General features: G+C 65.7%; 26 protein-coding genes. 15 read left to right on the top strand and 11 right to left on the bottom strand.

From position 1 onward, the window contains the following. Positions 1-426 precede the first annotated feature (426 nt). The 3 genes from EET13_RS22160 to EET13_RS22150 form a co-directional block, all read right to left on the bottom strand. Positions 427-795 carry a DUF3060 domain-containing protein gene (locus EET13_RS22160; protein ID WP_122444278.1) on the bottom strand — a complete coding sequence of 123 codons (369 nt, stop codon included), beginning with the start codon at positions 793-795 and terminating at the stop codon, positions 427-429. A 37-nt stretch (positions 796-832) separates the two neighbouring features. Beyond that, on the bottom strand, positions 833-1,552 hold the full coding sequence (locus EET13_RS22155) for a hypothetical protein (RefSeq protein ID WP_122444277.1): 720 nt from the start codon (positions 1,550-1,552) through the stop codon (positions 833-835). Positions 1,553-1,904: 352 nt separating this feature from the next. After that, entirely contained in the window at positions 1,905-2,618 is a 714-nt protein-coding gene (locus EET13_RS22150; protein WP_122444276.1) for a hypothetical protein, read from the bottom strand. Positions 2,619-2,786: 168 nt separating this feature from the next. Between EET13_RS22150 and EET13_RS22145 the strand changes: the two genes are divergently transcribed. From EET13_RS22145 to EET13_RS22135, 3 genes are read left to right on the top strand one after another with little or no spacing between them, the layout of a single operon-like run. Continuing rightward, positions 2,787-3,311, top strand: a complete 525-nt coding sequence (locus EET13_RS22145; RefSeq protein ID WP_244604046.1) for a hypothetical protein — start codon at positions 2,787-2,789, stop codon at positions 3,309-3,311. A gap of 42 nt (positions 3,312-3,353) precedes the next feature. Beyond that, the gene (locus EET13_RS22140) at positions 3,354-4,136 is read left to right on the top strand and encodes a hypothetical protein (protein ID WP_168991318.1); all 783 of its coding nucleotides are present in this window, start codon (positions 3,354-3,356) and stop codon (positions 4,134-4,136) included. Positions 4,137-4,190: 54 nt separating this feature from the next. Next, positions 4,191-5,786: an esterase-like activity of phytase family protein gene (locus EET13_RS22135; RefSeq protein ID WP_122444274.1), complete on the top strand. Its 1,596-nt coding sequence runs from the start codon at positions 4,191-4,193 to the stop codon at positions 5,784-5,786. A gap of 4 nt (positions 5,787-5,790) precedes the next feature. Here the strand turns inward: EET13_RS22135 and EET13_RS22130 are convergent, their stop codons facing one another. Next, positions 5,791-6,303 (bottom strand): nitroreductase family deazaflavin-dependent oxidoreductase, encoded by a 513-nt coding sequence (locus tag EET13_RS22130; protein ID WP_244604045.1) that lies wholly within the window; start codon positions 6,301-6,303, stop codon positions 5,791-5,793. Positions 6,304-6,372: 69 nt separating this feature from the next. Between EET13_RS22130 and EET13_RS22125 the strand changes: the two genes are divergently transcribed. The 7 genes from EET13_RS22125 (at position 6,373) to EET13_RS22095 (ending at position 13,325) form a co-directional block, all read left to right on the top strand. After that, the gene (locus tag EET13_RS22125; protein WP_122444272.1) at positions 6,373-7,128 is read left to right on the top strand and encodes a dienelactone hydrolase family protein; all 756 of its coding nucleotides are present in this window, start codon (positions 6,373-6,375) and stop codon (positions 7,126-7,128) included. A 12-nt stretch (positions 7,129-7,140) separates the two neighbouring features. Next, complete coding sequence (locus EET13_RS22120) at positions 7,141-7,452, top strand: DUF6295 family protein (RefSeq protein WP_122444271.1); 312 nt, start codon at positions 7,141-7,143, stop codon at positions 7,450-7,452. Continuing rightward, positions 7,449-8,219, top strand: coding sequence for a DUF427 domain-containing protein (locus tag EET13_RS22115; protein WP_122444270.1), 771 nt, complete (start codon positions 7,449-7,451; stop codon positions 8,217-8,219). The genes EET13_RS22120 and EET13_RS22115 overlap by 4 nt, the downstream gene beginning before the upstream one ends. A gap of 394 nt (positions 8,220-8,613) precedes the next feature. Then, entirely contained in the window at positions 8,614-9,864 is a 1,251-nt protein-coding gene (locus EET13_RS22110) for a YncE family protein (protein ID WP_122444269.1), read from the top strand. A 136-nt stretch (positions 9,865-10,000) separates the two neighbouring features. Then, positions 10,001-11,632: a long-chain fatty acid--CoA ligase gene (locus EET13_RS22105; protein WP_122444268.1), complete on the top strand. Its 1,632-nt coding sequence runs from the start codon at positions 10,001-10,003 to the stop codon at positions 11,630-11,632. Positions 11,633-11,708: 76 nt separating this feature from the next. Beyond that, complete coding sequence (locus EET13_RS22100; protein ID WP_122444267.1) at positions 11,709-12,779, top strand: NAD(P)H-dependent amine dehydrogenase family protein; 1,071 nt, start codon at positions 11,709-11,711, stop codon at positions 12,777-12,779. Between the two features lie 72 nt (positions 12,780-12,851). Then, complete coding sequence (locus tag EET13_RS22095) at positions 12,852-13,325, top strand: SRPBCC family protein (protein ID WP_122444291.1); 474 nt, start codon at positions 12,852-12,854, stop codon at positions 13,323-13,325. Positions 13,326-13,361: 36 nt separating this feature from the next. Here EET13_RS22095 and EET13_RS22090 read toward each other — a convergent pair whose 3' ends face one another. Then, a complete protein-coding gene (locus EET13_RS22090; protein ID WP_122444266.1) occupies positions 13,362-14,981 on the bottom strand; it encodes an amidohydrolase in 1,620 nt (539 codons plus the stop codon). Between the two features lie 162 nt (positions 14,982-15,143). Here EET13_RS22090 and EET13_RS22085 point away from each other — a divergent pair, with 162 nt between their 5' ends. Together EET13_RS22085 and EET13_RS22080 are read left to right on the top strand one after the other, a co-directional pair. After that, positions 15,144-15,998 carry a class II glutamine amidotransferase gene (locus EET13_RS22085; RefSeq protein ID WP_122444265.1) on the top strand — a complete coding sequence of 285 codons (855 nt, stop codon included), beginning with the start codon at positions 15,144-15,146 and terminating at the stop codon, positions 15,996-15,998. A 6-nt stretch (positions 15,999-16,004) separates the two neighbouring features. Next, positions 16,005-16,856, top strand: a complete 852-nt coding sequence (locus EET13_RS22080; protein WP_122444264.1) for a patatin-like phospholipase family protein — start codon at positions 16,005-16,007, stop codon at positions 16,854-16,856. 1 nt (position 16,857) lies between these two features. Here the strand turns inward: EET13_RS22080 and EET13_RS22075 are convergent, their stop codons facing one another. Together EET13_RS22075 and EET13_RS22070 are read right to left on the bottom strand one after the other, a co-directional pair. Then, positions 16,858-17,940 carry a patatin family protein gene (locus EET13_RS22075; protein ID WP_122444263.1) on the bottom strand — a complete coding sequence of 361 codons (1,083 nt, stop codon included), beginning with the start codon at positions 17,938-17,940 and terminating at the stop codon, positions 16,858-16,860. A 99-nt stretch (positions 17,941-18,039) separates the two neighbouring features. After that, positions 18,040-18,498: a lipoprotein LpqV gene (locus tag EET13_RS22070; protein ID WP_122444262.1), complete on the bottom strand. Its 459-nt coding sequence runs from the start codon at positions 18,496-18,498 to the stop codon at positions 18,040-18,042. Positions 18,499-18,619: 121 nt separating this feature from the next. Between EET13_RS22070 and EET13_RS22065 the strand changes: the two genes are divergently transcribed. Next, positions 18,620-19,213 carry a cysteine dioxygenase gene (locus EET13_RS22065; protein ID WP_122444290.1) on the top strand — a complete coding sequence of 198 codons (594 nt, stop codon included), beginning with the start codon at positions 18,620-18,622 and terminating at the stop codon, positions 19,211-19,213. Then, entirely contained in the window at positions 19,213-19,596 is a 384-nt protein-coding gene (locus EET13_RS22060) for a rhodanese-like domain-containing protein (protein WP_122444261.1), read from the top strand. The genes EET13_RS22065 and EET13_RS22060 overlap by 1 nt, the downstream gene beginning before the upstream one ends. A gap of 12 nt (positions 19,597-19,608) precedes the next feature. Here the strand turns inward: EET13_RS22060 and EET13_RS22055 are convergent, their stop codons facing one another. From EET13_RS22055 to EET13_RS22045, 3 genes are read right to left on the bottom strand one after another with little or no spacing between them, the layout of a single operon-like run. Continuing rightward, a complete protein-coding gene (locus EET13_RS22055; RefSeq protein ID WP_122444260.1) occupies positions 19,609-21,375 on the bottom strand; it encodes an alpha/beta hydrolase in 1,767 nt (588 codons plus the stop codon). Beyond that, positions 21,372-22,145, bottom strand: coding sequence for an enoyl-CoA hydratase (locus tag EET13_RS22050; RefSeq protein ID WP_122444259.1), 774 nt, complete (start codon positions 22,143-22,145; stop codon positions 21,372-21,374). Before EET13_RS22050 ends, EET13_RS22055 begins: the two co-directional genes overlap by 4 nt. Positions 22,146-22,156: 11 nt before the next feature. Further along, positions 22,157-23,194, bottom strand: a complete 1,038-nt coding sequence (locus EET13_RS22045; RefSeq protein WP_122444258.1) for an enoyl-CoA hydratase/isomerase family protein — start codon at positions 23,192-23,194, stop codon at positions 22,157-22,159. Positions 23,195-23,433: 239 nt separating this feature from the next. On the opposite strand from EET13_RS22045, the gene EET13_RS22040 reads away from it, so the two are divergent. Next, the gene (locus tag EET13_RS22040) at positions 23,434-24,270 is read left to right on the top strand and encodes a Bax inhibitor-1/YccA family protein (protein WP_122444257.1); all 837 of its coding nucleotides are present in this window, start codon (positions 23,434-23,436) and stop codon (positions 24,268-24,270) included. A gap of 150 nt (positions 24,271-24,420) precedes the next feature. On the opposite strand, the gene EET13_RS22035 is transcribed toward EET13_RS22040, so the two are convergent. Continuing rightward, complete coding sequence (locus EET13_RS22035; protein WP_122444256.1) at positions 24,421-25,638, bottom strand: acetyl-CoA C-acetyltransferase; 1,218 nt, start codon at positions 25,636-25,638, stop codon at positions 24,421-24,423. Positions 25,639-25,675: the final 37 nt, after the last annotated feature.

The following is a 25,675-nucleotide window of genomic DNA, read 5'->3' as shown; positions in this document are numbered from 1 at the left end:
CTTGGCAACACTTCTGTCCGCCATCCGGGGCCGAATCATGTTGTCCACTTGCGTCTTTGGCCGGCTCAACGCTGCTTCGGTGACCACTGGCAAATGGTTGTGTTCGCTCCTGCTCAATCACCGACCACTTTTCGGAGCTTTCCCATATCCCGCCGGTTGCCGGACTCTGTGGTCGCCGATCCGGAAGTGCTTCATGGCGGACCGTCTTTGCGGCCATTTTCCGGCCCGGCTATCGGCCTGCCCGTCGTGGTTTTGTGGCAGCCCGCAAGCCAGAGGGTGACCGCCGTCATCGCCGCAACGGCGACCGGTGTTGCGCTACTCGCTTACACGGCAATCGAAGTCGGCGTCGTAGTAATACGGGATTCGCAGCTGATCCGCCAAGGCGGTCGGGTTGCTCGCCCTTCGGTAAAGGCCTGGCATCTGGTGCTACCCCTTGGTGATGCTGTTGCCCAAGCCGAGGTCTTGAATCTGCGGGTTTCCCTCCCGGTAGGTGACGGTGTTGTTCAGCCCGGCGATGACGATCTCGGCATCCACCCGCTGGAAGCGGAGTTTGTTCTCATCCCCGCCAATGACGACCGAGCCGCATCTGCCGGTTACCGTCAGGGTGTTCTTGGAGCCGCCGATGTTCAGTGACTTCCCGTCGGCGCAGTCCAGCTTGTCGGTGGCTCCAAATGTTCCATCGTTGATGGTGTTGTTGATCTCGGCGATCGGCGGCTTAGATGGCCCTTTGTTCTTCGAGCTGCACCCGACCAGGCCCACGGTGACCACCGCCACCCCGGCGACGATCTGAAGCATGCTTCTACTCACTGTGGCCAACTTTCTGTCATCGCAGCTATGTCATCGCCGACCAGGTACCGGTGGACTCCCACGCGTTCCCGGTGAAAGAAGTTGGGCCTCCGCCACTGTAGGTTCCGTGAATCTGGGGCGGCCCCTGACGAATCAGCACGGTTCCGTCGAGGTTGAAGATGAAGGTGGCCGGCCCGGACAGGTCTTGCTCGTAGCGGCAACTGGGATCAGCGGGTGAATGGCCTGTTTGGTGTCCGTTGAAGGTTCCGGTGGCGGTCAGCCCGGACAAAGTTCCGGTGAACTGCTCCTCGTAGGTATCCGTGGTGCCAAACGGAGCCACCAGGGTTCCCGCGCACGAAACCGAGCTTCCGCTGACCCGGCAGTCGTATCGGCTCTCGCCGTTGCCGATGGTCTTGATGCCGAGGTGGGAAGGTAGGCCCTTCCCGGTGCCACCGCCCGCCGGCGTCGAGGGGGGCGGATTCGGGTTCCCGCCTCCGCCGGCACCTCCATGGCGGCACGCGTTGAAGGCCTCGACGCATCGGGCAACGTCTTCGGGCGCCACGTACCTGACTCCGTAGAGACCGGTCTTCACGCTGGCATGCAGGCATTCACGCAGGTCGCTGCTGCACGTGGGTGAGGGCGCGGCCGAGGCGATGTTGGCCGGGTGCAGGCAAGCCATCAAGGATGTGGGCACATCGATCGCCGGAACGTACAGCCCGACCGCAGCCGCTGCGGCGACCGCGATCTTGCCGAGCCGGGTGGTCATGCTCGTAGCCATTGGTCGCCCATCGCTCTTTCCCGTCGCCTGCCGCTACTTGACTGACGGCCAAGTGCCTGTTCGGGCACAGATCGGGCCCAGATCGGGCCGGTATGGCATTCGGGCGGAGAGTCTGCGCAGCCCCCCTGAGCACAGCGTTTCTGTTGCATCGGTCCCTCACGCATGACCACCGTGGCGCCGGGCTGGAAAACATCACTGACCGGGCCGGAAAGACCTTGTGTGGCAACGTGATTGCCGCGGGAAACAGATTGCGTGTGACGGTTCTCGTCACCGTCGACCCAGACTGTGTTGCGGTGATTGCCATCCGCTCTTGATTGCGTCGAAATCGCATCGTCAGCACCTACTTGAGCGGCGTCCACGTGCCGGCGACTTCCCCTCGCGGCGTGGTAGCTGAAGTCGCCTCAGCACAACTGAACGTTGACTGCCGCTGTCCAGGACCGAAATTCAGGGTCACAGATCCGTCGGGGCCGAATACGTAGGTGTATGGCGTTGAATAGTTTTCGTCGAAGGTGCAGCCGTTGGCGTAGTGACCCTGTTGATGTCTGGCCTCGGTGCCCGTGACGGTCGAGCCCGACAGGGTCCCGCTGAAGGTTGCCGCGAAAGAATCGATGTCAGCGGGCCGAGGTTCCAACGTCGACGTGCAGGTGACCGTATCGCCATTGACCCGGCAGTCGCTGGCGTAACCCTCGAATTTCATCGTGAATCGTTGGGGCAAAGTCGAACCCGTTCGATCGTCGCCGCGAGCCGAGGTCGACGTGGGCGAAACCGGGTTACCGCCCCCACTGGTGTTGCCATGCGCGCAGGCATTGAAGGCCTCCACACATCGGGCCACATCCTCTGGCAGCACGTACCGGACGCCATAGATATCCGTTTTGGCGGCGGCATGCAAGCATTCACGCAAGTCGCTGCTGCACGTCGGTGACGGCGCGGCGGTGGCGACCCCGGCGGTGCGAGGGCACAACCGCGACGGCAGCGGCAGCCCCAGTGTCGGAGCGTATAGCCCTACCGCGGCGACGGCAGCCAGGGCCAGCTTGCAGAAGGTTCTGGTAGCCATCCACCACCTCGTCGTTGACGCTTCCTGCCGCTGCCATCGGCAGGAATCGGGCAACCCTAGCAACGCCGATCGGTTGTCAATAGAGACTTTGGGCCTCGTGAAGTGAATGTTCTGCGGCGTTCGGGGGAGTCCGATCGGGTGCGAATTCGCTGCACATCGTGTGCCGCCGTGACTAGGGTTGACCACGTGTCGTCGTGGCGTTATTGGTTGCTAGCCGGTCTGGGCATGACGATGATCTCGGTTGCGCCGGCGGTTGCCGCTCCGCCCGGCGACGACAACCCACCACCGGGGGAAGACCTCGACCGCTATCCGCTGGCCGCCGGGCTCTACGACGGTGTGTACGGCAGCCTCACGCCACAGACGCCCAACTTCTGGGGGTACTGGCTCTACTTCAAGACACCGGGGGGATGGTCATGCGGCCTGGCCCCCAACGGCGGCCCGATCGGCTGCGACATGGTGCCCGCCGACGCACCGCCGGGCACCAACCAGACCTTCGCCGATGCCGCCCATCCCGCCGGATACCGCCAATCCAATACTGCGACCTTCACCCGTGACGTCCCGGTGCTTCCCGCCGGTCAACGGGTGCAGACGCTTGGTGCCAGCTGCGCGATCGACGACACCGGTGCGGTGCACTGCCAGACGCAGGGCAACCACGGCTTCATTCTGTCCGCCGGCCACGGCGTGCTGTGGTAGCTGTGCGCTGCGGTTGCGGCGCCGGCCATAAACTGAACCTTCGTGGGCATGCTCTTTGGTTTTGCGCCGTGGATCGTCTACTGGGTGCTGGTCGGCAATGTCCCGTTCGAGATTGCCGTCGCGGTGTCGCTGTTGATCGCGCTGGCGGTTTTCGCGGTGGGCCGGGCCACCAACGAGCCCGGCCGAACGATTGAAATCGGTTCTGTCGCAACATTTTCGGTGCTAACGGTGCTGACCTTTGCGTTCAGCGAGCCGGTGATGGCGCGGTGGATACAGCCGTTGAGCAACGCGGGGATCTTGCTCGGGGCGCTGGCCGGCCTGCTGATCGGCAAACCGTTCGTCGGCGAGTTCGCCGCGGCCGAACAACCGCCCGACGTGGTCAGGACCGAGCTGTTCGACAGGATGAGCGTGAGGTTGACCTGGTTGTGGGTCGCCGCGTTTGCCGGGATGACGCTGTCATCGGTGATCCCGGCTATCGTGCTGCGCGACGCCACCATCCTCGACACGAATACGCCGCTGTTGTTCATCGGCTACTGGGTCGTCCCGTTTTCGCTGCTGGGTCTGGCGGCGCTGGCGTCTCGGCTATTGTCCGATCGGATGCTTGCCGGGGCGGGCGACGCCGTCCGGGAAACCTCCTTCGTCGCCTACGACGAAGCCACCATCGACGAGCTGTACTACCTTGCTCAGGAGCACGCCAATCGCGAAGTCGGCCCAGGTAAAGAGGCTTACAACGTCAAGGTCGGCGGCATGGGGATGCCGCTGACGGGCGACGAGTCGCGCAAGTCGTGGCCCTCGACCTACAAGGTTCGCGACAAGAAGCGCTAGCACATCTCGGCTCCCGTATACCCACGCGACAACTTCTCCTGCTAAATCATGCCCATGACGAACACGACGAGATGGTGGGTTGCGACGGTAGCGGTGTGCACAGCGCTGACGGCCTGCTCGTCGAGCACGTCCGACTTCCGGGCCGCGCATCCGGGCAAGGTGGATCTGAGCACGAGGGCCGGGACCGCTCTCACGATCACCCCGGACCGCATGTTGGCTGCGACGGGTGGCCTGACACCGGTGGCCTTCGGCAAGCCTGCGCACGGAACCATCGCCTACGGGGCAAACGGATCGATGATCTACACCCCCGACGCCGGCTTCGCCGGAACCGACGAACTCAGCGTCACCATCAGTCGCGCCGTCAAGACCTACGCCGAGAATCAGCTACCCCTGGCCACCATCGGCGGTGTCGCCATCAAGGCCAGCGCGCACGGGTCTGGGATTGCCGCGGTGCCCGGAACTTCCGACGAAATCTACGGCCTGACCGACCGCGGCCCCAATGTCGGTGGGCGCGCCCCCAACGAAAGGGTGTTTCCGGTACCGGACTTCCAGCCGCAGATCGCCAAGCTCAAGCTGGCCGACGGTGTGGCCACCATTGAGCGGACGATCCCGCTGCGCGGTCCAGACGGCTCACCCTTGGTCGGGCTGGTGGAGCGGCAGGCCAATACCGGCGAGTCGGCGGTTGACCTCAACGGCACGCCGCTGCCGTCGTCGGACTACGGAGTCGACCCCGAGGGCTTGGTCGCCACCCGCGACGGCAATTTCTGGATTTCCGACGAGTACGGTCCCTACCTGATCCACTTCGACGCCAATGGCAAAGAACTGGAACGTCTTTCACCGTTTGACGGCACATTGCCCAAGGAGTTGTCGCTGCGCAGCCCCAATCGCGGCATGGAAGGACTGACCATCAGTCCCGACGGCGCGATGTTGGCCGGCATCATGCAGTCGGCGTTGCAGACGCCGGGGCTGCAGGGCGACGCAAAATCGGTGCCATTGGCCCGCATCGTGACCGTCAACGTCATTGATCCCCAGATCGTCCACGAGTATCTGTATCTGCTGGCCAATCCTCAGGAGACGGACGTCTCGGTATCGGAGATCACGGCGCTGAGCGCCACCACCTTCCTGGTCGTCGAGCGGGATAGCAGGGCCGCACCCAACGCGGACAAGAAGATCTACACGGTCGACATTGCCGGGGCCACCGACGTAGGCCCCCGTTCGACGGTGCCCGGGGCGTCTTACCAGGCCGACCGCGGTGGGCTGCTCGTCAACGGGGTTCCGATCGAGACCACCGTCGGGGTTGGCACGGATACCGATGCCGTCGCCAAACTCAGGGCCGCCGGGATCACCGTTGCCACCAAGACGCTCAAGCTCGACCTGGAAGCGCTGCTGCGAACGCTGTCGGCCACTGGCGACTTCTACGGACACGACAAGATCGAAGGCCTGCTTACCCCGGACGGTGGTAAGACGCTCATCGTCGCCAACGACAGCGATTTCGGTCTGGCCGGGCTGGCGTCGGCAACCCCGCCGATGCGCCTGCAGCCCAAGGTCCTGCCCAACGGAACTCAGGACAACGGTGAGATTCTCGTCGTCGACACGACGGCACTGCCGCCGAAGACCGAGTCGGTGATGGTCGCGATCAAAGTGCGCTGACCGCTCAGTCGGTCACCGGCCGCAGCCGGAAAACCCTGATCTCGCGGGGCGCACATTTGGCGCGGTAGCGCTCGTAGCCGGCGTAGAAATCGGCGGCGGTGGCCCAGGCCTTGGCGCGGGCATCGCCCCTGAGCAGCTCGGCGCGGTACCGGCGAGGCGGTCCCTTGAATTCAACCGTGCAGTCGGGGTGCGTCAGCAGGTTGGCGCTCCACCCGGGATGGTTGGGTCGCCCGTAGTTGGACCCGATGGCCAGCAGCGTGTCGCCGTCTTCGAGAAACGTCAGCGGCTGGATGCGGGGCTTGCCGGATTTGGCGCCGGTCGAGGTGAGCAGACCGACCTTGTTCCAGCCGACCGAACTGAGCCGGCCGTTGGTGCGCGGGATCAGCGCTTTGTCGACACGCGGCGCAACGTGCAGGACGAACAGATCACCCACCGCGCTGATCAACACGCGCTCCATCAGGGCCTCATCCAGCCGTAACCGTCGTCCGCGAGTCGGGCTTTCCCGTCGAAGCGCCACGGCTTGACGGTACTCGATAAGTTGGACGGGCAGTGGCGAGGAGCAGCTTGCCAGACAAGGAGTATCGCGATGAGCGCTGTCAGTCGGGATGCGATTCGCGCGGAGACGATCACGATCACCGGGCACGGCGGCGACCACATCGAGGCCTACCGGGCCATGCCGCTCGCCGAGGGATCCCGGGGTGGCATCGTCTGGATCCATCACATGCCCGGCTACGACCGGGAGACCAAGGAGTTCGTCCGCCGGCTCGCGGTCAACGGTTACCACACGCTGGCCCCCAACCTGTATTCCCGCGAGGCGCCGGGCGCCGAACCGGACGATGCCGCCGCCGCGGCGCGGGCGGCCGGCGGGGTGCCCGACGATCGACTGGTCGGCGATGTCGCCGGCGCGGTGGAGCACCTGCGCTCGCTGCCGGGCGCAAACGGCAGATTCGGCGTCATCGGGCACTGTTCGGGTGGGCGCCACGCCTACCTGGCGGCGTGCTCGTTGCGGTTCGACGCCGCGGTGGACTGCTACGGCGCGTTCATCGTCGAGGATGCCCCCGAGGGGATGCCCAAGACCATGAAACCCATCCTGAACCTGGCCGTGCACCTCAGCTGCCCGCTGCTGGGATTGTTCGGGGCTGAGGACCGCTTCCCGGCGCCCGACGGGGTGGCCGCACTGGATGCCGAGCTGAGCAGGCTGGGCAAGCCGCACTCGTTCACCTCGTACGAGGGCGCTGGTCACGGGTTCTTCTCGGTCGACCGGCCGGCATACCGGGTCGAGGCGGCGCTGGACGGTTGGCGCCGCATCGACGAGTTCTTTGCTGCGTACCTGAAAGGCTAGGTCTGCCAACGCATGTGCACTTATCTGGCCGAACATCTGGACGTCGACGGCAGCGGCAAGGGTGCCACGGGGTGGTTCGGCGCCAGCCGCGCCACGGTGTATGTCGATCATCCCGTCCATGCCCGCTATGGCCACACGGTGAACATCGATGTGATCAATCCCGAGCTAGGCCCCTCAGCGCGGGTCGCGCTCGAACTCACCGAGGAAAGCGCGCTGGCGCTGGCAGACGCGATCCGCAAGGCGATCGCCCACGCGCCGGCCGGCCTGGCATCGAAGTATCAGGAAGTGTCAGGAGGACCAGGAGGACCGGTAGGCCACACATGAGCACCGAGCACGACTACCCGCAAATGGCCGCCGCGCGCGGACGCATCGAACCCGCGCCGCGCCGGATTCGCGGCTACCTTGACGACGCGCTGGTATTCGACACCACCGCCGCCCGCTATGTATGGGAATTGCCTTACTACCCAACGTATTACGTGCCGATCACCGATGTCCGCAGGGAATTGCTGCGCGACGAGGACCATCCCCAGGAGGTCCAGTTCGGACCATCGCGGTTGCACTCGCTGGTCGGGGCGCGCCGGACCTACCCGTCGGCGGCGCGGGTTTTCGATGCCGACAGCCACAGCGTGTTGGCGGGCACGGTGCGGTTCGACTGGGACCCGCTGCGGTGGTTCGAGGAGGACGAGCAAATCTATGGCCACCCGCGCAATCCGTACACCCGGGTGGACGCGCTGCGTTCGCACCGCCACGTCCGGATCGAGCTGGACGGTGTGGTGCTCGCCGATACCCGGTCGCCGGTGCTGCTGTTCGAGACGGGTTTGCCGACCCGCTACTACATCGATCCCACCGACGTGCGCTTCGGGCACCTGGAGCCCAGCTCGACGCGCACGCTGTGTCCGTACAAGGGCGCCACAACGGGCTACTGGTCGGTGCGTGCGGGCGACACGCTGCACCCTGACCTGGCCTGGACCTACCGCTATCCACTGCCCGCCGTCGCCGCCATCGCCGGCCTGGTGGCGTTCTACGACGAAAAGCTCGACATCATTGTCGACGGTGTCGCCTGCTCGCGGCCGCGGACCCAATTCGGCTGACGCCGGCGCGGGTACGGGGTTCAAGCGCACTGTGATATTCGCCTCTTTTGAGGGCGAAATATAAGGATTTCTTATCTAACGACTACGTAATTGGTCTGCAACAAATTAGCCATATAAACAAATCCTGCAGTAGGAAGCCTCTAAGAAGTTTGCTATCGTGCTTTTGAAGAAATGCCGGATAATTGCAGTCTGAGTTTAAACTGAGGTTACAGAGTGACCTGGGTAACAATGCCAAAATCGAAATCTTTTAGTCCAGAATTCAACGGCTAGACTCTTGCGAACGCGGTTAAATCAGCGCTTTTGGTGCTGAAATCCGGGTAGTCCCGGGCGGTCAGGTCGCACAGAGCGGTCGCGATGTCTGAAGCCCGCGCAACACAGCAAAGGCGGTGCTCACGTGAGCGATGTGAAAGGCCGAAACACCGGCCGGGATGATCGGGATGGCGGACAGGTCCAGCTTTTCGAGTCCGGCACCAAGCCTCATCTGAAGCCTCATCTGAAGCCTCATCTGAAGCCTGATCTGACGCTCGATGCGACGCCCGAATTGCCGGCCGCGGTCGAGATCCGCATCAACAACGGCCCCATCGCCGGCATGGACATGAGCCTCGACGGCAGCCGGCTGCTGGTGACCAACTACGGCGACAACAGCGTGTCGCTCATCGACACCGACACGTGCCGGGTCGTGGAGACCATCGCCGGCATCACCGAGCCGTTCGCGATCGCCACCGGCCGCACAGCGGCCGATCGGGCATACGTCAGTATCGTGTCGCCGTCTTACGACTCGATCGGCGTCATCGACACGTCCACCAACACCCTCGCCGCCACCCACCCGCTGACCCTGAGCATCAGCGACCTCACCGTCGACCCCGGCGGCAGCCACGTCTACGCGAGCCGGAACGGCGCTCGCGGTGCCGACGTCGCCGTCCTGGACGTCGTGACGGGGCAGGTCGAGGCCGTCGACATCGCGAGCGCCCCGGGAGTCACCGCCCAGTGCGTGCGCAGCAGCGCCGACGGAAGCCGACTCTACGTCGCCCTCAACGGACCGTCCGGCGGACAGCTGGTCGTCGTCGCCACCCGCGCCGAGCGCGACGCGGATCGCGGCGCCACCGGTCGCTCCCGCTGGCGCCGCAAGAACCCCAAAAGCACCAACGGCGGCCAGCAAGGCAAGCCGCAGCTGCGCGTTGTCGGCGCCGTCGACATCGGTTCGTCGGTTCGCGATATCGCCGTGAGTCCCGACGGCACCACCGTCTACGTCGCCAGCTGCAGCGCCGACTTCGGTGCCGTCGTCGACGTCGTCGACGTCCGCGCCCGCAAGGTCACTGCTACCCGCAAGATCGAGCAGATCGGTGGTTTGGTCACCCGCCTGACCCTCGGCGGTGACGGTGATCGTGCCTACCTGGTGAGCGAGGACCGGGTCACGGTGCTCAACACGCTGACCCAAGACATCGTCGGTACCGTGCGCGCCGACCAACCCTCGTGTGTGATCGAGAGCCGCGACGGCAGCCACCTGTACATCGCCGACTACCTCGGCACGGTCACCTTGGTGCCGGTTGCCGCGACCATTCCTGGCACCGACGACTCCCGCACCTGCGATTCGACGGAGTGGATCATTCCAGAGCTGCTGCAGTACGAGGCAGCGCTGGCCTGACGGCGCGGCCGGGGGTGGGCCTGGCATTGAACGCGGTTCTCGGGGGAACCCGTATCTCATGACCTACCGCGGCGATAGCATTCGCCCGACCAGACATGAGGCGGTGCTGCGCCGAGATCCGTAAGGCGGTACATCGATGTACAGCACGATGCAGGAGTTTCCGCTGACCATCACCGCGATCATGCGGCACGGTTGCGGCGTCCACGGCTTACGCGAGGTTGTCACCGCCACCGGTGACGGCTATCGGCACACCAGCTACCGCGACGTGGGGCAACGCGCCGCCCAACTGGCAAACGTATTGCGCCGCCTCGGGATCACCGGAGACCAGCGGGTGGCCACCTTCATGTGGAACAACACCGAACACCTGGTGGCCTACCTCGCCGTGCCGTCGATGGGCGCGGTGCTGCACACGCTGAACATCCGGCTGTTCGCCGAGCAGATCGTCTATGTGGCCAACGAGGCCGAGGACCGGGTTGTGCTGGTCGACTTGTCGCTGGCCCGGCTGCTGGCCCCGGTGCTGGCCAAACTCGACACCGTGCACACGGTGATCGCCGTGGGCGACGGCGACACCGCGCCACTGCAGGAATCGGGCAAGGCCGTACTGCGCTACGCCGAGCTGATCGACGGGGAGTCGGCCGAATTCGACTGGCCGCAGCTCGACGAGCGTTCCGCGGCTGCGATGTGCTATACCAGCGGCACTACTGGCAACCCCAAAGGTGTTGTCTACAGCCACCGTTCGAGCTTCCTACACACGATGGCGGCATGCACCACCAACGGCATCGGGGTGGGCTCCAGCGATCGGGTGCTGCCCATCGTGCCGATGTTTCACGCCAACGCCTGGGGGCTGCCCTATGCGGCCCTGATGGCCGGTGCCGACTTGGTGTTGCCGGACCGGCATCTGGACGCCCCGTCCCTCGTCCACATGATCGAAAACCTGCGACCCACCTTGGCCGGCGCGGTGCCGACAATCTGGAACGACGTCATGCATCACCTGGAGAAGGACCCCGGCCACGACGTGTCCTCGCTGCGGCTGGTGGCCTGCGGCGGCTCAGCGGTTCCGGAGTCGCTGATGCGCACGTTCGAAGAAAACCACGGCGTCCAGATCCGGCAGCTGTGGGGGATGACGGAGACATCGCCGATGGCCACCATGGCGTGGCCGCCCCCGGGGACCCCGCAGGACCGGCACTGGGCCATCCGGTCGACGCAGGGCCAGCCGGTGTGCGGGGTGGAGGCCAGGATCGTCGACGACAACGCCCAGGTGCTGCCCAACGACGGCAAAGCCGTTGGCGAGGTGGAAGTCCGCGGGCCGTGGATCACCGGCTCGTATTACCTGGGATATGACGAGTCGAAGTTCGACTCCGGCTGGCTGCGCACCGGCGACGTCGGCCGTATCGACGAGCAGGGCTTCATCACGCTCACCGACCGGGCCAAGGACGTCATCAAGTCCGGCGGCGAATGGATCTCCTCGGTCGAGCTGGAGAACCTGTTGATCGCCCATCCCGACGTGGTCGAGGCGGCCGTGGTGGGCGTGCCCGACGAGTGCTGGCAGGAACGGCCGCTGGCGGTAGTCGTGATTCGTGAGGGAGTCGACGTGAGCGCCGGTGATCTGCGAAAGTTCCTGGCGGACAAGGTAGCTCGATGGTGGCTGCCCGATCGGTGGGCCGTTGCCGCCGAGATCCCCCGGACCAGTGTGGGCAAGTACGACAAAAAGACCATCCGGTCCCGCTACGCCGACGGCGGTTACGACGTTGTCGAGGTGCACAACTGACCGCGAGCAGTCACAGAATCGCATAGATTCGGGTCGAATGGTGCGACTCTATGTCTGCTCGCGAGGAGGTGAATTGATGACCCTAAGGGTCGTTCAATGGTCAACCGGGTCGGTGGGCATTGCCGCAATCAAGGGTGTGCTGGAGCACCCGGAACTTGAATTGGCGGGCTGCTGGGTGCATTCCGAGGCCAAAGCCGGCAAAGACGTCGGCGAGATCATCGGCACCGCACCGGTGGGAGTCGTCGCCACCAACCGCGTCGACGAAATCCTGGCCCTCGATGCCGACGCGGTTGTCTACGCGCCATTGCTGCCCAGCGTCGACGAGGTGGCCGCATTGTTGCGCTCGGGCAAGAACGTCGTCACTCCGGTCGGATGGTTCTACCCGAGCGAGAAGGAAGCCGCGCCGCTCGAGGTTGCCGCGCAGGCCGGTAACGCGACGCTGCATGGCGCAGGTATCGGGCCCGGAGCGGCCACCGAGCTGTTTCCACTACTGCTGTCGGCGATGTCGACCGGCGTCAGCTTTGTTCGCTCCGAGGAATTTTCGGATCTGCGGACCTACGGCGCGCCCGATGTGCTGCGCTATGTGATGGGTTTCGGGGGCACGCCGGACAGGGCGCTGACCGGGTCGATGCAAAAACTGCTCGACGGCGGTTTCATGCAGTCGGTCCGGCTGTGTGTCGACCGGCTGGGCTTTGCCGCCGATCCCGAAATCCGCGCATCGCAGGAAGTCGCCGTTGCCACCGCGCCCATCGACTCCCCGATCGGGGTGATCGAACCGGGCCAGGTTGCCGGGCGCCGGTTTCACTGGGAAGCGCTCGTCGGAGACAAAGTGGTGGTCGAGATCACAGTCAACTGGTTGATGGGCTCCGAAAACCTGGACCCGCCATGGTCTTTCGGGCCGGCGGGGGAGCGTTACGAGATCGAGATACACGGAAACCCCGACACCTTCGTCACTATCAAAGGCTGGCAGCCCGAAAGCGTTGCAGCCGGGCTGCAAAACAACCCGGGCATCGTCGCCACCGCGGCGCACTGCGTCAACGCGATCCCCGCGACCTGCGCAGCGCCGGCGGGCATCCAGAGTTTCTTTGATCTGCCGCTGATCAGCGGCCGGGCGGCACCGGGCCTGTCGCGATCGAGCCTGCCCTGAGGTGACGACACGTCGTGCGGGCCGCGGTTAAAGTTGTCCGGAAATCGATTTCGAGACAAAGGGGATGGGCAACTGACACGTTCTGTCGTAGTCGAGCAATCGCGAGCAATACCCGTCACCGTCGAGGACGCCTTCAGTCGCACGCTGCCGATAGCGCTGCCGGTGATTTGTTCCCAGTGGTATGGCGTGATCCCGCCGATCAAGGAGGTTCGGGACCAAACCGGTGATTGGGACGCGGCGGGCCAGACCCGGGTCATCGCCATGGTCGGCGGCGGCCTGGTGCGCGAGACGCTGACCAGCGTTGACCCGCCGCGATGGTTCAGCTACACGCTCACCGACATCAAGGGCCCGTTGGCGCCGCTGGTCAGCCTGGTGGAAGGCAGGTGGAGCTTTGCGCCGGCGGGGACCGGAACCCGGGTGGCCTGGCAGTGGACGCTGCACCCCAAATCGGGCCTGACCGCACCGCTGCTGCCGCTGTTCGGCAGGATGTGGCGGGGTTACGCGCGCATCGTGCTCGAGAAACTCGCCGAGCAGCTGGTGGGCTGAACAGCGGCGCGTGGCGCTCGCGCTGCGTCGACGGCTTCAGCCCAATGCCGCGCCGTACACCTGCCGGCCTGCCAGAAACGTTGCGCGCACCTCGAGATCGGCGATCTCCTCGGGGGCGACCGTCCTCGGGTCCTGCGATAGCACGACCATGTCGGCGTATTTGCCGACCTCCAGCGAGCCGATCACGTCGTCGGCGAACAACTGCCACGCCGCGTCGAGTGTCTGGGCGCGGATCGCCTGCTCGACTGTCAACCTCTCCTGCGGTGCCAGCACGCGCCCGCTGGGTGCGGTGCGGGTGGCCGCGACGCTGATGTTGCGCAGCGGTTCTTCGGGCGTCACCGGCGGATCGTTGTGTAGCGAGATCCGCAGCCCGGCGGACACCGCCGAACCAGCCGGCGCCCAGCGCGACCCGCGGTCGAGCCCGAAAAGGCCGTCCACCAGGATGTCGCCCCAGTAGTGGATCTGGTCGACGAACAGGCTCACGGTGACGCCCAGCGCGGCGGCACGGCGCATCTGGTCGGGGCGCAGCATCGGCGCGTGCTCGAGCCGCAGCCGGTGATCGGTTCGGGGATGCTTGCGCAGCGCTTCCTCGTAGACGTCGAGAATGGTGTCGATTCCCGCGTCGCCCATGACGTGACAGGCCATCGGCCAGCCGCGCGGGAAGTAGGCCTCGACGATCTCGGTCAACTGCTCGCGGCTGTAGTTGGCGTGGCCGCAGGAACCCGGCGCGATCCCCATGGCGCGGCTGGCGCCGGTGGTGAGATAGGGAGCCGACAAGTCGATATTGCCCAGCCATGGCGAGCCGTCGACCCAGATCTTGATACCCACCTGGCGCACCATGTCGTCGCCGTTGGCAGGGGTCATGTCGGTGCTCAGCGCCGCGTTGGAGATCTCGTAGGTGCGCAGCCGCACGGTCAGCTCACCCGCGTCGTTCAACTGGTCAAGCATCGGGCGAAAGGTGGGCTCGAACGCCATCTCCGAGCACGTCGTCAGGCCCGCCTGATTCAACCGGGCGCACTCGGCGCGCAGCATGGCGGGATAGTCGGCCGGGTTGATCGCGCCGGCGACCAGCGGCAACAACGCGGCGGTTTCCTCGGCGGTGCCGTCGAGATCGCCGTTGGCGTCGCGACCGTACTTGGCGCCCTTTGGGTTTGGCGTATTGCGGGAGATTCCGGCCTGCCTTGCGGCGGTCGAATTGAAGTAGGCCTTGTGGCACGAGTTATGAAAGATGACCAGCCCGGTGTCAACGGCCAAGCCGTCGAGCCAGCCAAGAGTCGGCTCCGGCAGCCCCGGTTGCAGCAGCGGATCCCAGCCGAACAGGTAGGCGCCCGCCGCGCCTCGTGCGGCCACTTCCCGGTGAATCGCGCCGACCACCTCGTTTGCGTCCCGGACCGTGACCGGGCGGATGTCGACCATCCGGTTCGACAGCACCATGGACTCCAACAGCGGATGCCCGTGCGCCTCCACCAGGCCCGGCATGACACAACCCGATGCGGTATCGATGACCGGTGTATCGGAGCCGACCCAGCCCTCGACATCCGACCAGTTGCCCACCGCGACGATCCGGCCCTCTTTGACGGCAACGGCTTCGGCGGTTGGCCGTGCGTCATCGACAGTCAGTACCACACCGCGCACGACGAGGTCAGCAGCTGCCATCGGTGGCCTCCCGCCTGATATGCCGCCGGCAACCGGGACGCCACCGAGCGCTAGCCGGTATTTGACCACACCGGAGCACCGCAGTCATGACTTTGCCGGGCGCAGTCCGCCGCGGTCACGGTCGGCGATTTCGGCGCCGCGAGGTTGGGTAGCGTTGAGGCTATGTGCCGCCTCTTTGGCCTGCATGCCGGGAATGACGTTGTCACCGCCACTTTTTGGCTGCTGGACGCCCCCGACAGCCTGGCCCGGCAAAGCCGGCGGAACCCGGACGGCACCGGAGTGGGGGTGTTCGATGAACGCGGCCGGCCGGAGTTGCACAAGGAGCCGATGGCAGCCTGGCATGACACCGCGTTCGCTACCGAGGCCCGCGAGCTGACCGGCACGACGTTTGTCGCTCACGTGCGTTACGCGACAACCGGGTCGCTCGACGTCCGCAACACCCACCCGTTCTTGCAAGACGGACGAATGTTCGCACACAACGGTATGGTCGAGGGTCTGGACGTCATCGACGGACGACTACGCGAACTCGGCGCCGCGGATCTGGTGTTGGGCCAGACCGATTCCGAGCGGGTGTTCGCGTTGATCACCGCCACGATCCGCGCTTGCGGCGGCGACCCGTCGACCGGAGTTGTCGACGCGCTGCGATGGCTGGCCACGAACGTGGGTGTCTATGCGGTCAACATACTGCTCAGCAGCGCCACCGACATGTGGGCGTTGCGGTACCCGGACTCGCATAAGCTCTATCTGCTGGACCGGCGCGATCTGGCGGCATGCGGACCGGAATTTCACTTGCGCACCAAGCGGATTCGCGCGTGGTCACCGCATCTGTGCACCCGGCCGTCAGTGGTTTTCGCCACCGAGCCGATGGATGAGGACCCGCGTTGGTCGTTGCTCGAACCGGGCGAGCTGGTCCATGTCGACGCCGGGCTGCACATGACCCGCGATGTGGTGCTGGCAGATCCGCCCGATCACCTGCTCCGGCCGGCGGATCTGAGCTCGTCGGCGATGGCGGAATAGCTCGACGTGGCAAGCAGACGGGCACTCGTGCTGGCCGGCGGCGGATTGGCCGGAATCGCCTGGGAGACGGGGATTCTGCTCGGAATCGCCGAAGAGTCACCGGCGGCGGCCCGGCTGCTGCTGGATGCCGACGTGCTGGTGGGGACATCGGCCGGATCTGCGGTGACAGCGCAGGTCGCCAGCGGTTGCCCCCTGGCAGTCCTGTTCGAGCGGCAACTCGCCGCGACCTCGGCCGAGATTGACCCCGGCGTCGATGTCGAGGCCATCACCGAGCTGTTCCTGCGGGCACTGCGAGCCCCCGGTGAGCAGGGGCCGTTACTGCGGATCGGCACCGTCGCGCTGGCGACGCAGACCGTTCCCGAGCCGATGCGCCGGGCGGTGATCGCCCAGCGGCTGCCGGTGCACGAGTGGCCCGACCGGGATCTGCGGATCACCGCGATCGATACCGCCACCGGCGAAGTGGTGATCTTCGACCGTCATTCGGGTGTCGACCTGGTCGATGCGGTGGCCGCCAGCTGCGCGGTGCCGGGAGCGTGGCCGCCGGTGACGATCGCGGGCCGACGTTACATGGACGGCGGCGTGGCCAGTTCGGTCAACGTCAGCGTCGCCGAAGACTGTGAGGTGGCGGTCGTCTTGGTGCCGTCCGGCGCGGATACGCCGTCTCCGTTTGGCCCGGAACCGGCTGGCGAGATCGCGGCATTCCCGGGCACCGCATTGGCCGTGTTCGCCGACGAACAGTCGCTGTCGGCGTTCGGGCCCAACCCGCTGGATCCGCGCTGCCGGGCCGGCTCAGCCATGGCGGGACGTGCACAAGGCCGCCGGGAAGCGGCGGCCCTCGCCCGCTTCCTGGGCCTCTGATTCAGCCTTCGATCGCCGGTGGGGCCGGCTGGTCGTTCTCCGCTTCAAGCGCATCCAGGGCACGCGCCGCCAGGGCGCGACCGGCGGCGATCACCTCGACGGCGCGGTGGAATTCCAGGCTTCGGCAGGTCGCGCGCGGCACCTCGATCAGCAGGTCGGCGGGGTAGGCCGCCAGTGTGTGGCGAGCCAGCGCGGACTGGGCGATGTCGATCGTTCGATTCATCACTTCAAAACTGCCCATTTTCGGAAGTCCTGGCGCCTCGTCTTCGGCAGTGTCGGTGCCGTCGCGCTCGGCCGCGCGCTCTTCCAGCGCCGCGCTTTCGGGCCAGGACTCCGAGTCCTGCGACCCCGCTCCGAACCGGCTCAGCACCGCCCGCGCCGTCGGCCGGTCAAGCAGTGCCCGCGCGGCGGTGGCGTCGAAGATCGCCGAGGTGCTGCGGACCACTCGGTTCAACCATTCGGCGGTCATCCCCGGCTCTGTTGCGCGCGACGCACCGGCCTCGCTGCCGTTGAGGCTCACCGCAATGGTCAGGTCGGCGTTGACCGCGGCGATCGGCGCAATCGGAAGCGGATCCAGGATCCCGCCGTCGGCGAGCAGGCGTCCGTCGAGTTCGTGCGGGGCGATGACCCCGGGTATCGCGATCGACGCTCGGATGGCCTCGTCGAGAGGGCCGCGCTGAAACCACACCGACTTGCCCGCCAACAGGTCCGTGGCCACCGCCGTATACGGAATCGGCAGTTGTTCGATGGTCACCGGGCCGAGGATGTCGCGCACCGCATCCAGGATTTTCTCGGCCCGCAATACCCCGGCCGCGGTGATCGACGGGTCCAGCAGTCGCAGAATGGTGCGTTGCGTCAACGACTTCGCCCAGTCGGTGAACTCCTCCAACCGACCGGCCGCGTGCAGACCGCCGACCAGGGCTCCCATCGAGGATCCGGCGACCCCGACGATGTCGTAGCCGCGCTCCCGCAGCGTCTGGATCACCCCGATGTGGGCGTAACCACGGGCACCGCCGCTGCCGAGCGCCAGCGCGACGCGACCCGGAGATGATCCGCGCATCCGCACGGCTATTGGCCCGGTCATCCCTTCATTGTGGCCGATGTGGCTCCCAGGGAACCGGCCGGCAGTTTGTTGCAGCCGTGATCACAATTGCGCGACCGGCTAGAAACGCCCGGCGAATGGCTATCCGCATTCGTTGTTGGCGGCTGCGACCGCCGCCACGATCACCGCCGCCTGACGGGCCGGGGTGAGAGCCGTCCACCGGATATTCCAACTGCCGGCAACGCCGGATTGCGAGGTCTGCACCATCGCCAGATACGGCTCGACCATCGCCTCGCCGGTGCCGGACTGGGTTTCCATCCACACCTTGGCGGCATGACAGGCCTGGAAGTATTCCTCCTCGGTCGACTCCGCCGGGACATCAACCCGGGTCGTCACGCCGGTGGGTGAGATGCCGACAAGACCCGGCGCCAGCGAACTCGGAGCAAGCACCGACGATGGGGCTGCAGACGACGACGAAGAAGCGGCCCTGCCGCCGCCGCCGGGATGTGCGCAGCCGGTGACGACCGACAAACTCACCGCGACAGCCAGCGGCCCCCACACCAGCGGACACGGCAGGCCCCGACGACGAGATCCGCGCATGGTGCCAATTTATGCAACACTATCTGCCGTGATGAAGTGCGTCGGATTTTTCGAGTGTTGTCGGCCCTGACCTACCGCCGATAACCCGATCCGTCTCGCACTCTGGAGTTCTTTCATGGCTATGCCGCTTACCTCGCCGCTTACCTCGCCGCTTACCTCGCCGCTCTCTTTACCGATCGTGACACCCCCGGTCCCCGGGCCGACCCGGCTGCGGGTGCCCGATCTCCTGCACGCCACCGACCACGTCGCCGACGACGTGCTCAGCGGACGCTACGACCATCTGCTGCCCCCGGGCGGCCTGCCCGGGACGGAGCGCTGGTTTGCCCGCGTCCACGGAGACGACGACCTGGATATCTGGCTAATCGGTTGGGTGCCCGGGCACTCCACCGAATTGCACGATCATGGCGGGTCAATAGGGGCGCTGACGGTCCTGACCGGGTCGCTCACCGAATACCGGTGGGACGGCCGGCGGTTGCGGCGGCGTCGGCTCGATGCGGGCGATCAGGCCGGATTCCCGCTGGGGTGGGTGCACGACGTGGTGTGGGCGCCGCGCGAGGCCCCGGCCGCCGATCCGATTTCGAGTCCCATGCCGCCGACGCTGAGCGTGCACGCGTATTCGCCGCCGCTGACGGCGATGTCGTATTACGAAGTCACCGAACGCAATACGCTGCGCCGCCAGCGCACCGAGCTGACCGACCAACCCGAAAAAGCGTGATGAGCCGAATCGATCGAATCTTGGAAGCCGCCCGCAGCCGGTATCGCCGCCTGCCCGCCGGCGAGGTGCCTGAAGCGTTGCGGCGCGGCGCGGTGCTCGTTGACATCCGGCCGCAGGCCCAGCGCGCTCGCGAAGGCGAGGTTGCGGGCGCATTGGTGATCGAACGTAACGTCCTGGAATGGCGCTGCGACCCGACCAGCGAGGCCCGGCTGCCGCAGGCCGTCGGCGACAACGTCGAGTGGGTGATCCTGTGCTCAGAGGGCTACACCTCGAGCCTGGCCGCGGCCGCGCTGCTCGACCTCGGACTGCACCGCGCGACCGACATAGTCGGGGGATACCACGCGCTGGTGGCCGCCGGCGTGCTGGCCTCGGTGGACCAGTAGCCCGTACGGGCGTCAGCCCGACGAGCCGAGCGGCTTGGCGTCCGAGTGCAGTATCGGCCGCAGTCGCTCGGTCATCTGCTGGGTCCAGCCGGGCGGTGACAATATCGCGGCCCAGGCGTCGGCCGCGTCGGCGACGTAGTGATGCCCGTGCCCGGGGGGCACCTCCACCGCCACTGCCATGTCGGCGGTGACCTGCAAGAACGTCACAACCGGGATCCAGCGGGTCTGCGGCAGCACGTCGTAACCGCGCGGCTCGCGCAGCCAGTCGGGTTTCTTGAACAGCAGGTCGGGTGTCCACCACGCGATCGGATCCGAGGCGTGCTGCAGATAGACCACCCGCGGGCGCGCCCAGGGCTCGCCCGGGCGTTGCAGATCACTCGGGCGTGCGACGAACCGCACGTTGGCGCCGCGGTGATAGATCGGCAGCCACTCCGGTGAACCCGGATCGCGAGTAGAGGTCAGGTCGTTCCAAATGGTGTTGTTGAATGTCGGGCCGCTGAACAAGGCGCCGTCGGTGCGGGCCAGGACGTTGTCGAGACTCATGAACGGCGCCTCGCCGCCGAAGGATCCCAGGCTCTCACCGAACACCACCAACTTGGGGCGCTTGAATTCCGGCATCTGCCGGATCAGCTTGTCGACCGCCTCGAACAGCGCCTGCCCGGCATGGCGGGCATTCTCCTTGTCCACCAGGAACGACAGCCAGCTCGGCAGGTACGAGTACTGCATACTGACGATCGCGGTGTTGCCGTTGTAGAGGTATTCCAGTGCGTCGGCCTCGGCCTCGTTGATCCACCCGGTGCCGGTGGTGGTGGCGACGGCGACGACAGCGCGTTGCAGGCCACCGGCCCGCTGCAATTCGCGTGCTGCCAGCTCGGCGGTATCGGTAATTCCGTTGGCCGAGTCCAGTCCGGCGTAGGCCCGGATCGGCTCGGTCGCCGGCGTGCCATTGAACTTGGTCAGTTCAGCGACGGAGGGACCGGCTTCGACGAAGATGCGGCCTTGATGACCCAGCGAGTCCCACGTCACCAGCGATTGCGGGCCGCCCGACCTAAGCGACGACTTCGGCGGCGCCGTGTTGGGGTTCATCTCCTCGTTGACGGAGGCAAAAGTGCTGTTCATGGAGTGCATCGCGAACTTGAGCACGACACCGTTGAGCAGCGTGATCGTGAGCGCCACCAGCAGGACTACCACGATGGTCGCCGACACCCGGAACGGCGCGATCCGGTCGACCTGACCCACCAGGAAACCGACCAGCCGCCGAATGAACTGGCCGATTTCGACAAGAGTGAACAGCGCGATCAGCGACACGATCGCGGCCAACGGGTAGTCGTACCACTTCAGATGTTCGACACCCATCAGGTCGCGCACGTCGTCCTGCCAGACGTGGAACCAGATCGCCATCAGCACCATGCCCACCGCGCCGACGGCGATCAGCGGCAGCCACACCCAGCGCGGGGGTGGCGGGCTGGAATTTCGCGAGCGCATGTACCGGACCAGCCACACCGCGAAGACGCCCAAGCCATACCCGATGGCTCCGGAGATGCCGCTGACCAGACCCTGATAGAGCGGACCGCGCGGCAGCAGCGACGGCGTCATGGAGAACCACAGGAATATCAGTCCGAGCGTGGTACCGGTGAACGTGTAGTGGCGAATCCACCATGCCTTACGAACCCGTTGTGGCGCAGGTGTTTTCGCTGCCGGAACAGCGGACGTGTCGGTTGCCGCAGCTGTCGGCTGGGCGTCGGTGTCGGTGCTTGTGGCAGAGCGCGCTTCGCTCATCGGTGAGTGAAGCTGGGCGGGCGCTTCTCGATGAAGGCCGCCATTCCTTCCGATTGATCGTCGGTGGCGAACGTCGAATGGAAGAGCCGGCGTTCGTAGAGCAGTCCTTCTGCCAGAGTCGATTCGAAGGATCGGTTGACGGCCTCTTTAGCCATGCGGGTGGCCGACCTCGACAGTTGCGAGATGGTGGTGGCGACGGCCTTGGCCTCGGTCAGCAGGTCGTCGGCCGGCACCACCCGCGACACCAGCCCGCTGCGCTCCGCCTCCGCGGCGTCGATGGTGCGCCCGGTCAAGATGAGGTCCATGGCCTTGGCCTTGCCGATGGCCCGGGTCAGCCGCTGCGAGCCACCCATGCCGGGCAGCACGCCGAGCTTGATCTCCGGCTGCCCGAACTTGGCGGTATCGGCGGCGATCAGCAGGTCGCACATCATGGCCAGCTCGCAGCCACCGCCTAGCGCGTATCCGGCCACCGCGGCGATGGTCGGGGTGCGCACGGCGGCGAATGTGCCCCAGGCGGCAAAGAAGTCGGCATCGAACGCGTCGGCGAACGTCAGGCCTACCATTTCCTTGATGTCGGCGCCCGCGGCGAACGCCTTGGCGGAGCCGGTGATGATGATCGCCCCGATACCGGGGTCGTTATCCAATTCGGTTGCTGCGCTGGTTACTTCGTTCATCACCTGGCTGTTGAGCGCATTCAGCGCCTGTGGGCGGTTCAGCGTGATGATGCCGACCCGCTCGTCGCGCTCGACCAGAATCGTTTCGTAGCCCATGGATCGCCTTCCTAGAAGCTCAAGTCGTCATCGACCGGCTCGAAATACGCTGCGACATCGGCGCTCGTGATCTCGTCGAGGGAAGCCGGTGACCATTTCGGCTTGCGGTCCTTATCGACCAGTTGCGCGCGGATGCCTTCCACCAGATCGTGGGAGCGCAGGGACGCCGACGACACCCGATAGTCTTGGACCAGGACGTCTTCCAGCGTTTCCATGGTCGCCGCGCGGCGGACTGCCTCCAGCGTGACCGACAGCGCGATAGGGGAGCGGGTGGCGATCAGCTCGGCTGCGTCGTTAGCCCGTCGCGCACCATGATCCCGTAGCTTGCCGATGATCTCGGCGACGCTATCACCGGTATAGCATTCGTCGATCCAGTCGCGTTGTGCGGCAAGCTCACTGGGGGGCGGGTCGACGGCGTAGTGAGCAAGCGCACTCGCCACGCCGTCGTTGGCGATCGAGGCGCGGAACGCGTCGAGCTCGGTGTGCGGCACGTAGTGGTCGGCAAAGCCCATCTCGATCGCGTCGGCACCCGAGAACGGCGCACCGGTCAGCGCGGCGTGCAACCCGAGCGCGCCCGGTGCCCGGGACAGCAGATAGACCCCACCGACATCGGGGATGAATCCAATGCCCACTTCAGGCATCGCAACTTTGGACGTATCGGTCACCACCCTGGTGTCGCCGTGGGCACTGACGCCCACGCCTCCGCCCATCACGATGCCGTCCATCAGCGCCACGTACGGCTTGGAGAACTGGCCGATCTGGCCGTTCATCAAATACTCGGCGCGCCAGAACCGCCGCGCATCGACCCCGTCCTTGCGGGCACTGTGGTAGACCGCGACGACGTCACCGCCTGCGCACAAGCCGCGTTCCCCGGCTCCGGAGACCACCACTGCACGGACTTCGTCGTCGCGTTCCCATCGAATCAGCACGGTGCTGAGCAAGTCCACCATCGTTTGGTTCAGCGAATTGATCGCCTTGGGACGGTTGAGAGTAATGAAGCCAACGCCACCGTCGACATGGGTCAGAACTTCGTCGGATTCGCCAGTCACGGCCTCAGTCACGCCTTGTCTCCCCTCTCAGGAATCTGTCCAAGTCTGCCCCATGAGTTTGACCAGCAATCTAGATCGTGACTCGCCCCGGGGTGGCCGCGGGGCTAAGGTTTATCGTGAGCCGGACGACAAAACGGCAGCTCCGCTGGGAACTCGGGCGGGCCACTGATCGTTGAGCAGGTGTTCGCACAACTCGAAGCTGTAGTCATTTATGTGGAGCCACAAGAGAGGATCCGACTGTGCGGGAGACAAGTAACCCCGTATTTCGTTCACTGCCGAAGCAGAGGGGCGGATACGCACAATTCGGTCCGGGCCTGGCCCAGCCGGGATACGCGGCTGACCCCTACCCGGCTCCCTACCAGGAAACCCGGGCTGCGCGCCCGCTGACCATCGACGACGTCGTCACCAAGACCGGCCTGACCCTGGCCACGTTGACCGCCAGCGCCGTGGTCTCCTATTTCCTGGTCGCCCAGAACCTCAACCTCGCGATGCCGCTGACCATGGTCGGCGCGCTGGGCGGCCTGGCGCTGGTGCTGGTAGCAACCTTCGGTCGCAAGCAGGACAACCCGGCGATCGTGCTCACCTATGCCGGGCTCGAAGGCCTGTTCCTAGGAGCCTTCTCGTTCGTCATGGCCAACTTCTCGGTGGGCCCGGCCAACGCCGGAATGCTCATCGGAGAAGCCGTGCTGGGTACTCTGGGCGTGTTCTTCGGCATGCTCATCGTTTACAAGACCGGTGCGATTCGGGTGACGCCCAAGTTCACCCGGATGGTGGTTGCTGCCCTCTTCGGCGTGCTGTTCTTGATGCTCGGCAACTTCATCCTCGCGATGTTCCACGTCGGTGGCGGCGAGGGTTTGGGCCTTCGTAGCCCTGGTCCGCTCGGCATCATCTTCTCCCTGGTCTGCATTGGCATTGCGGCGTTCAGCTTCCTGATCGACTTCGACGCGGCCGATCAGATGATCCGCGCCGGAGCGCCGGACAAGGCGGCCTGGGGTATCGCTCTGGGGCTGACCGTGACGCTGGTCTGGCTCTACATCGAGATCCTGCGTCTGCTCAGCTACTTGCAGAACGACTAGTTCGGGCGACAAAAAGCCGGCACATGCGTGCCGGCTTTTTGCTGCGTTGGTCGGCCTCGAGTGGGTGTGGGTGGCGTCGCCGGCCAGGGCGTCGCTACCCTGTGCTCACCGTGAACGCCCAGCAACCACACTCGACTGCCTGCAGAGCCCCTAACTGAGCCGCTCGAGCACCATCGCCATGCCCTGGCCGCCACCCACGCACATGGTCTCCAGACCGAACGTCTTGTCATACGTCTGGAGGTTGTTGAGCAGAGTGGTTGTGATGCGCGCGCCAGTCATGCCGAACGGGTGTCCCAGGGCGATCGCGCCCCCCGAGACGTTCAGTTTGTCCTCGTCGATACCCAGTTCCCGGGCCGAGCCCAGCACCTGCACGGCGAAGGCTTCGTTGATCTCCACCAGGTCGATGTCTTTGATCGACATGCCGGCTCGTTCGAGCGCCTTCTTGCAGGCCTCGATCGGGCCGAGGCCCATGATCTCCGGCGACAAACCGCTGACGCCTGTCGATACGATGCGCGCCAAGGGTGTCAGGCCGAGTTCTTTGGCTTTGGTGTCGCTGGTGATCACCAGTGCGGCGGCACCGTCGTTGAGCGGGCAGGCGTTGGCGGCGGTCACGGTGCCGTTTGGCCTGAACACCGGCTTGAGCTCGCTGACCTTCTCGTAGGTGGTACCCGCACGCGGCCCGTCATCGGTGTTGACCGTAGTGCCGTCCGGGAGCGTGACCGGGCTGATTTCACGTCCGAAGAAGCCGTTCTTGATCGCCTCCTCGGCGCGGTTCTGACTGCGTACACCCCAGTGGTCCTGGTCTTCGCGGGAGATACCGGTGAGGATTGCGACGTTTTCCGCCGTCTGGCCCATCGCGATGTAGACGTCGGGCAGCTTGCCGTCGGCGCGGGGGTCGTGCCAGTCGTCGGCTCCTGCGGCGGCAGCAGCTGAGCGTTCCTGCGCTCCGTCGAACAGGGGGTTCTTGGTATCCGGCCAGGAGTCGGAGTTGCCCTTGCCGAACCGGGAGACGGTCTCTACACCCGCGGAGACGAATGCGTCGCCTTCGCCGGCCTTGATCGCGTGGAACGCCATCCGGGTGGTCTGCAGCGACGACGAGCAGTACCGGTTAACCGTGGTACCCGGCAGGAAGTCGTAGCCCAGCGCAACGGCAACGACACGCGCGATGTTGAAACCCGACTCACCGCCCGGTAGACCACAGCCCATGATCAGATCGTCGATCTGGTGTGGGTTCAGTGCGGGCACCTTGTCCAGCGCGGCACGTACCATTTGCACGGCCAGATCATCGGGTCGCATGGTAACCAGCGAGCCTTTCATGGCGCGGCCGATAGGCGAGCGGGCGGTTGAGACGATGACGGCTTCGGGCATGACGGACTCCCTCCATTGGGGTGTGCGAAGCTGAATT

Origin of the sequence: Mycobacterium attenuatum (genome assembly GCF_900566085.1) — a bacterium.
Taxonomy (GTDB): domain Bacteria; phylum Actinomycetota; class Actinomycetes; order Mycobacteriales; family Mycobacteriaceae; genus Mycobacterium; species Mycobacterium attenuatum.
The sequence above is the reverse complement of the archived record's forward strand: the minus strand, read 5'-3'. Positions and strand labels throughout refer to the sequence as shown.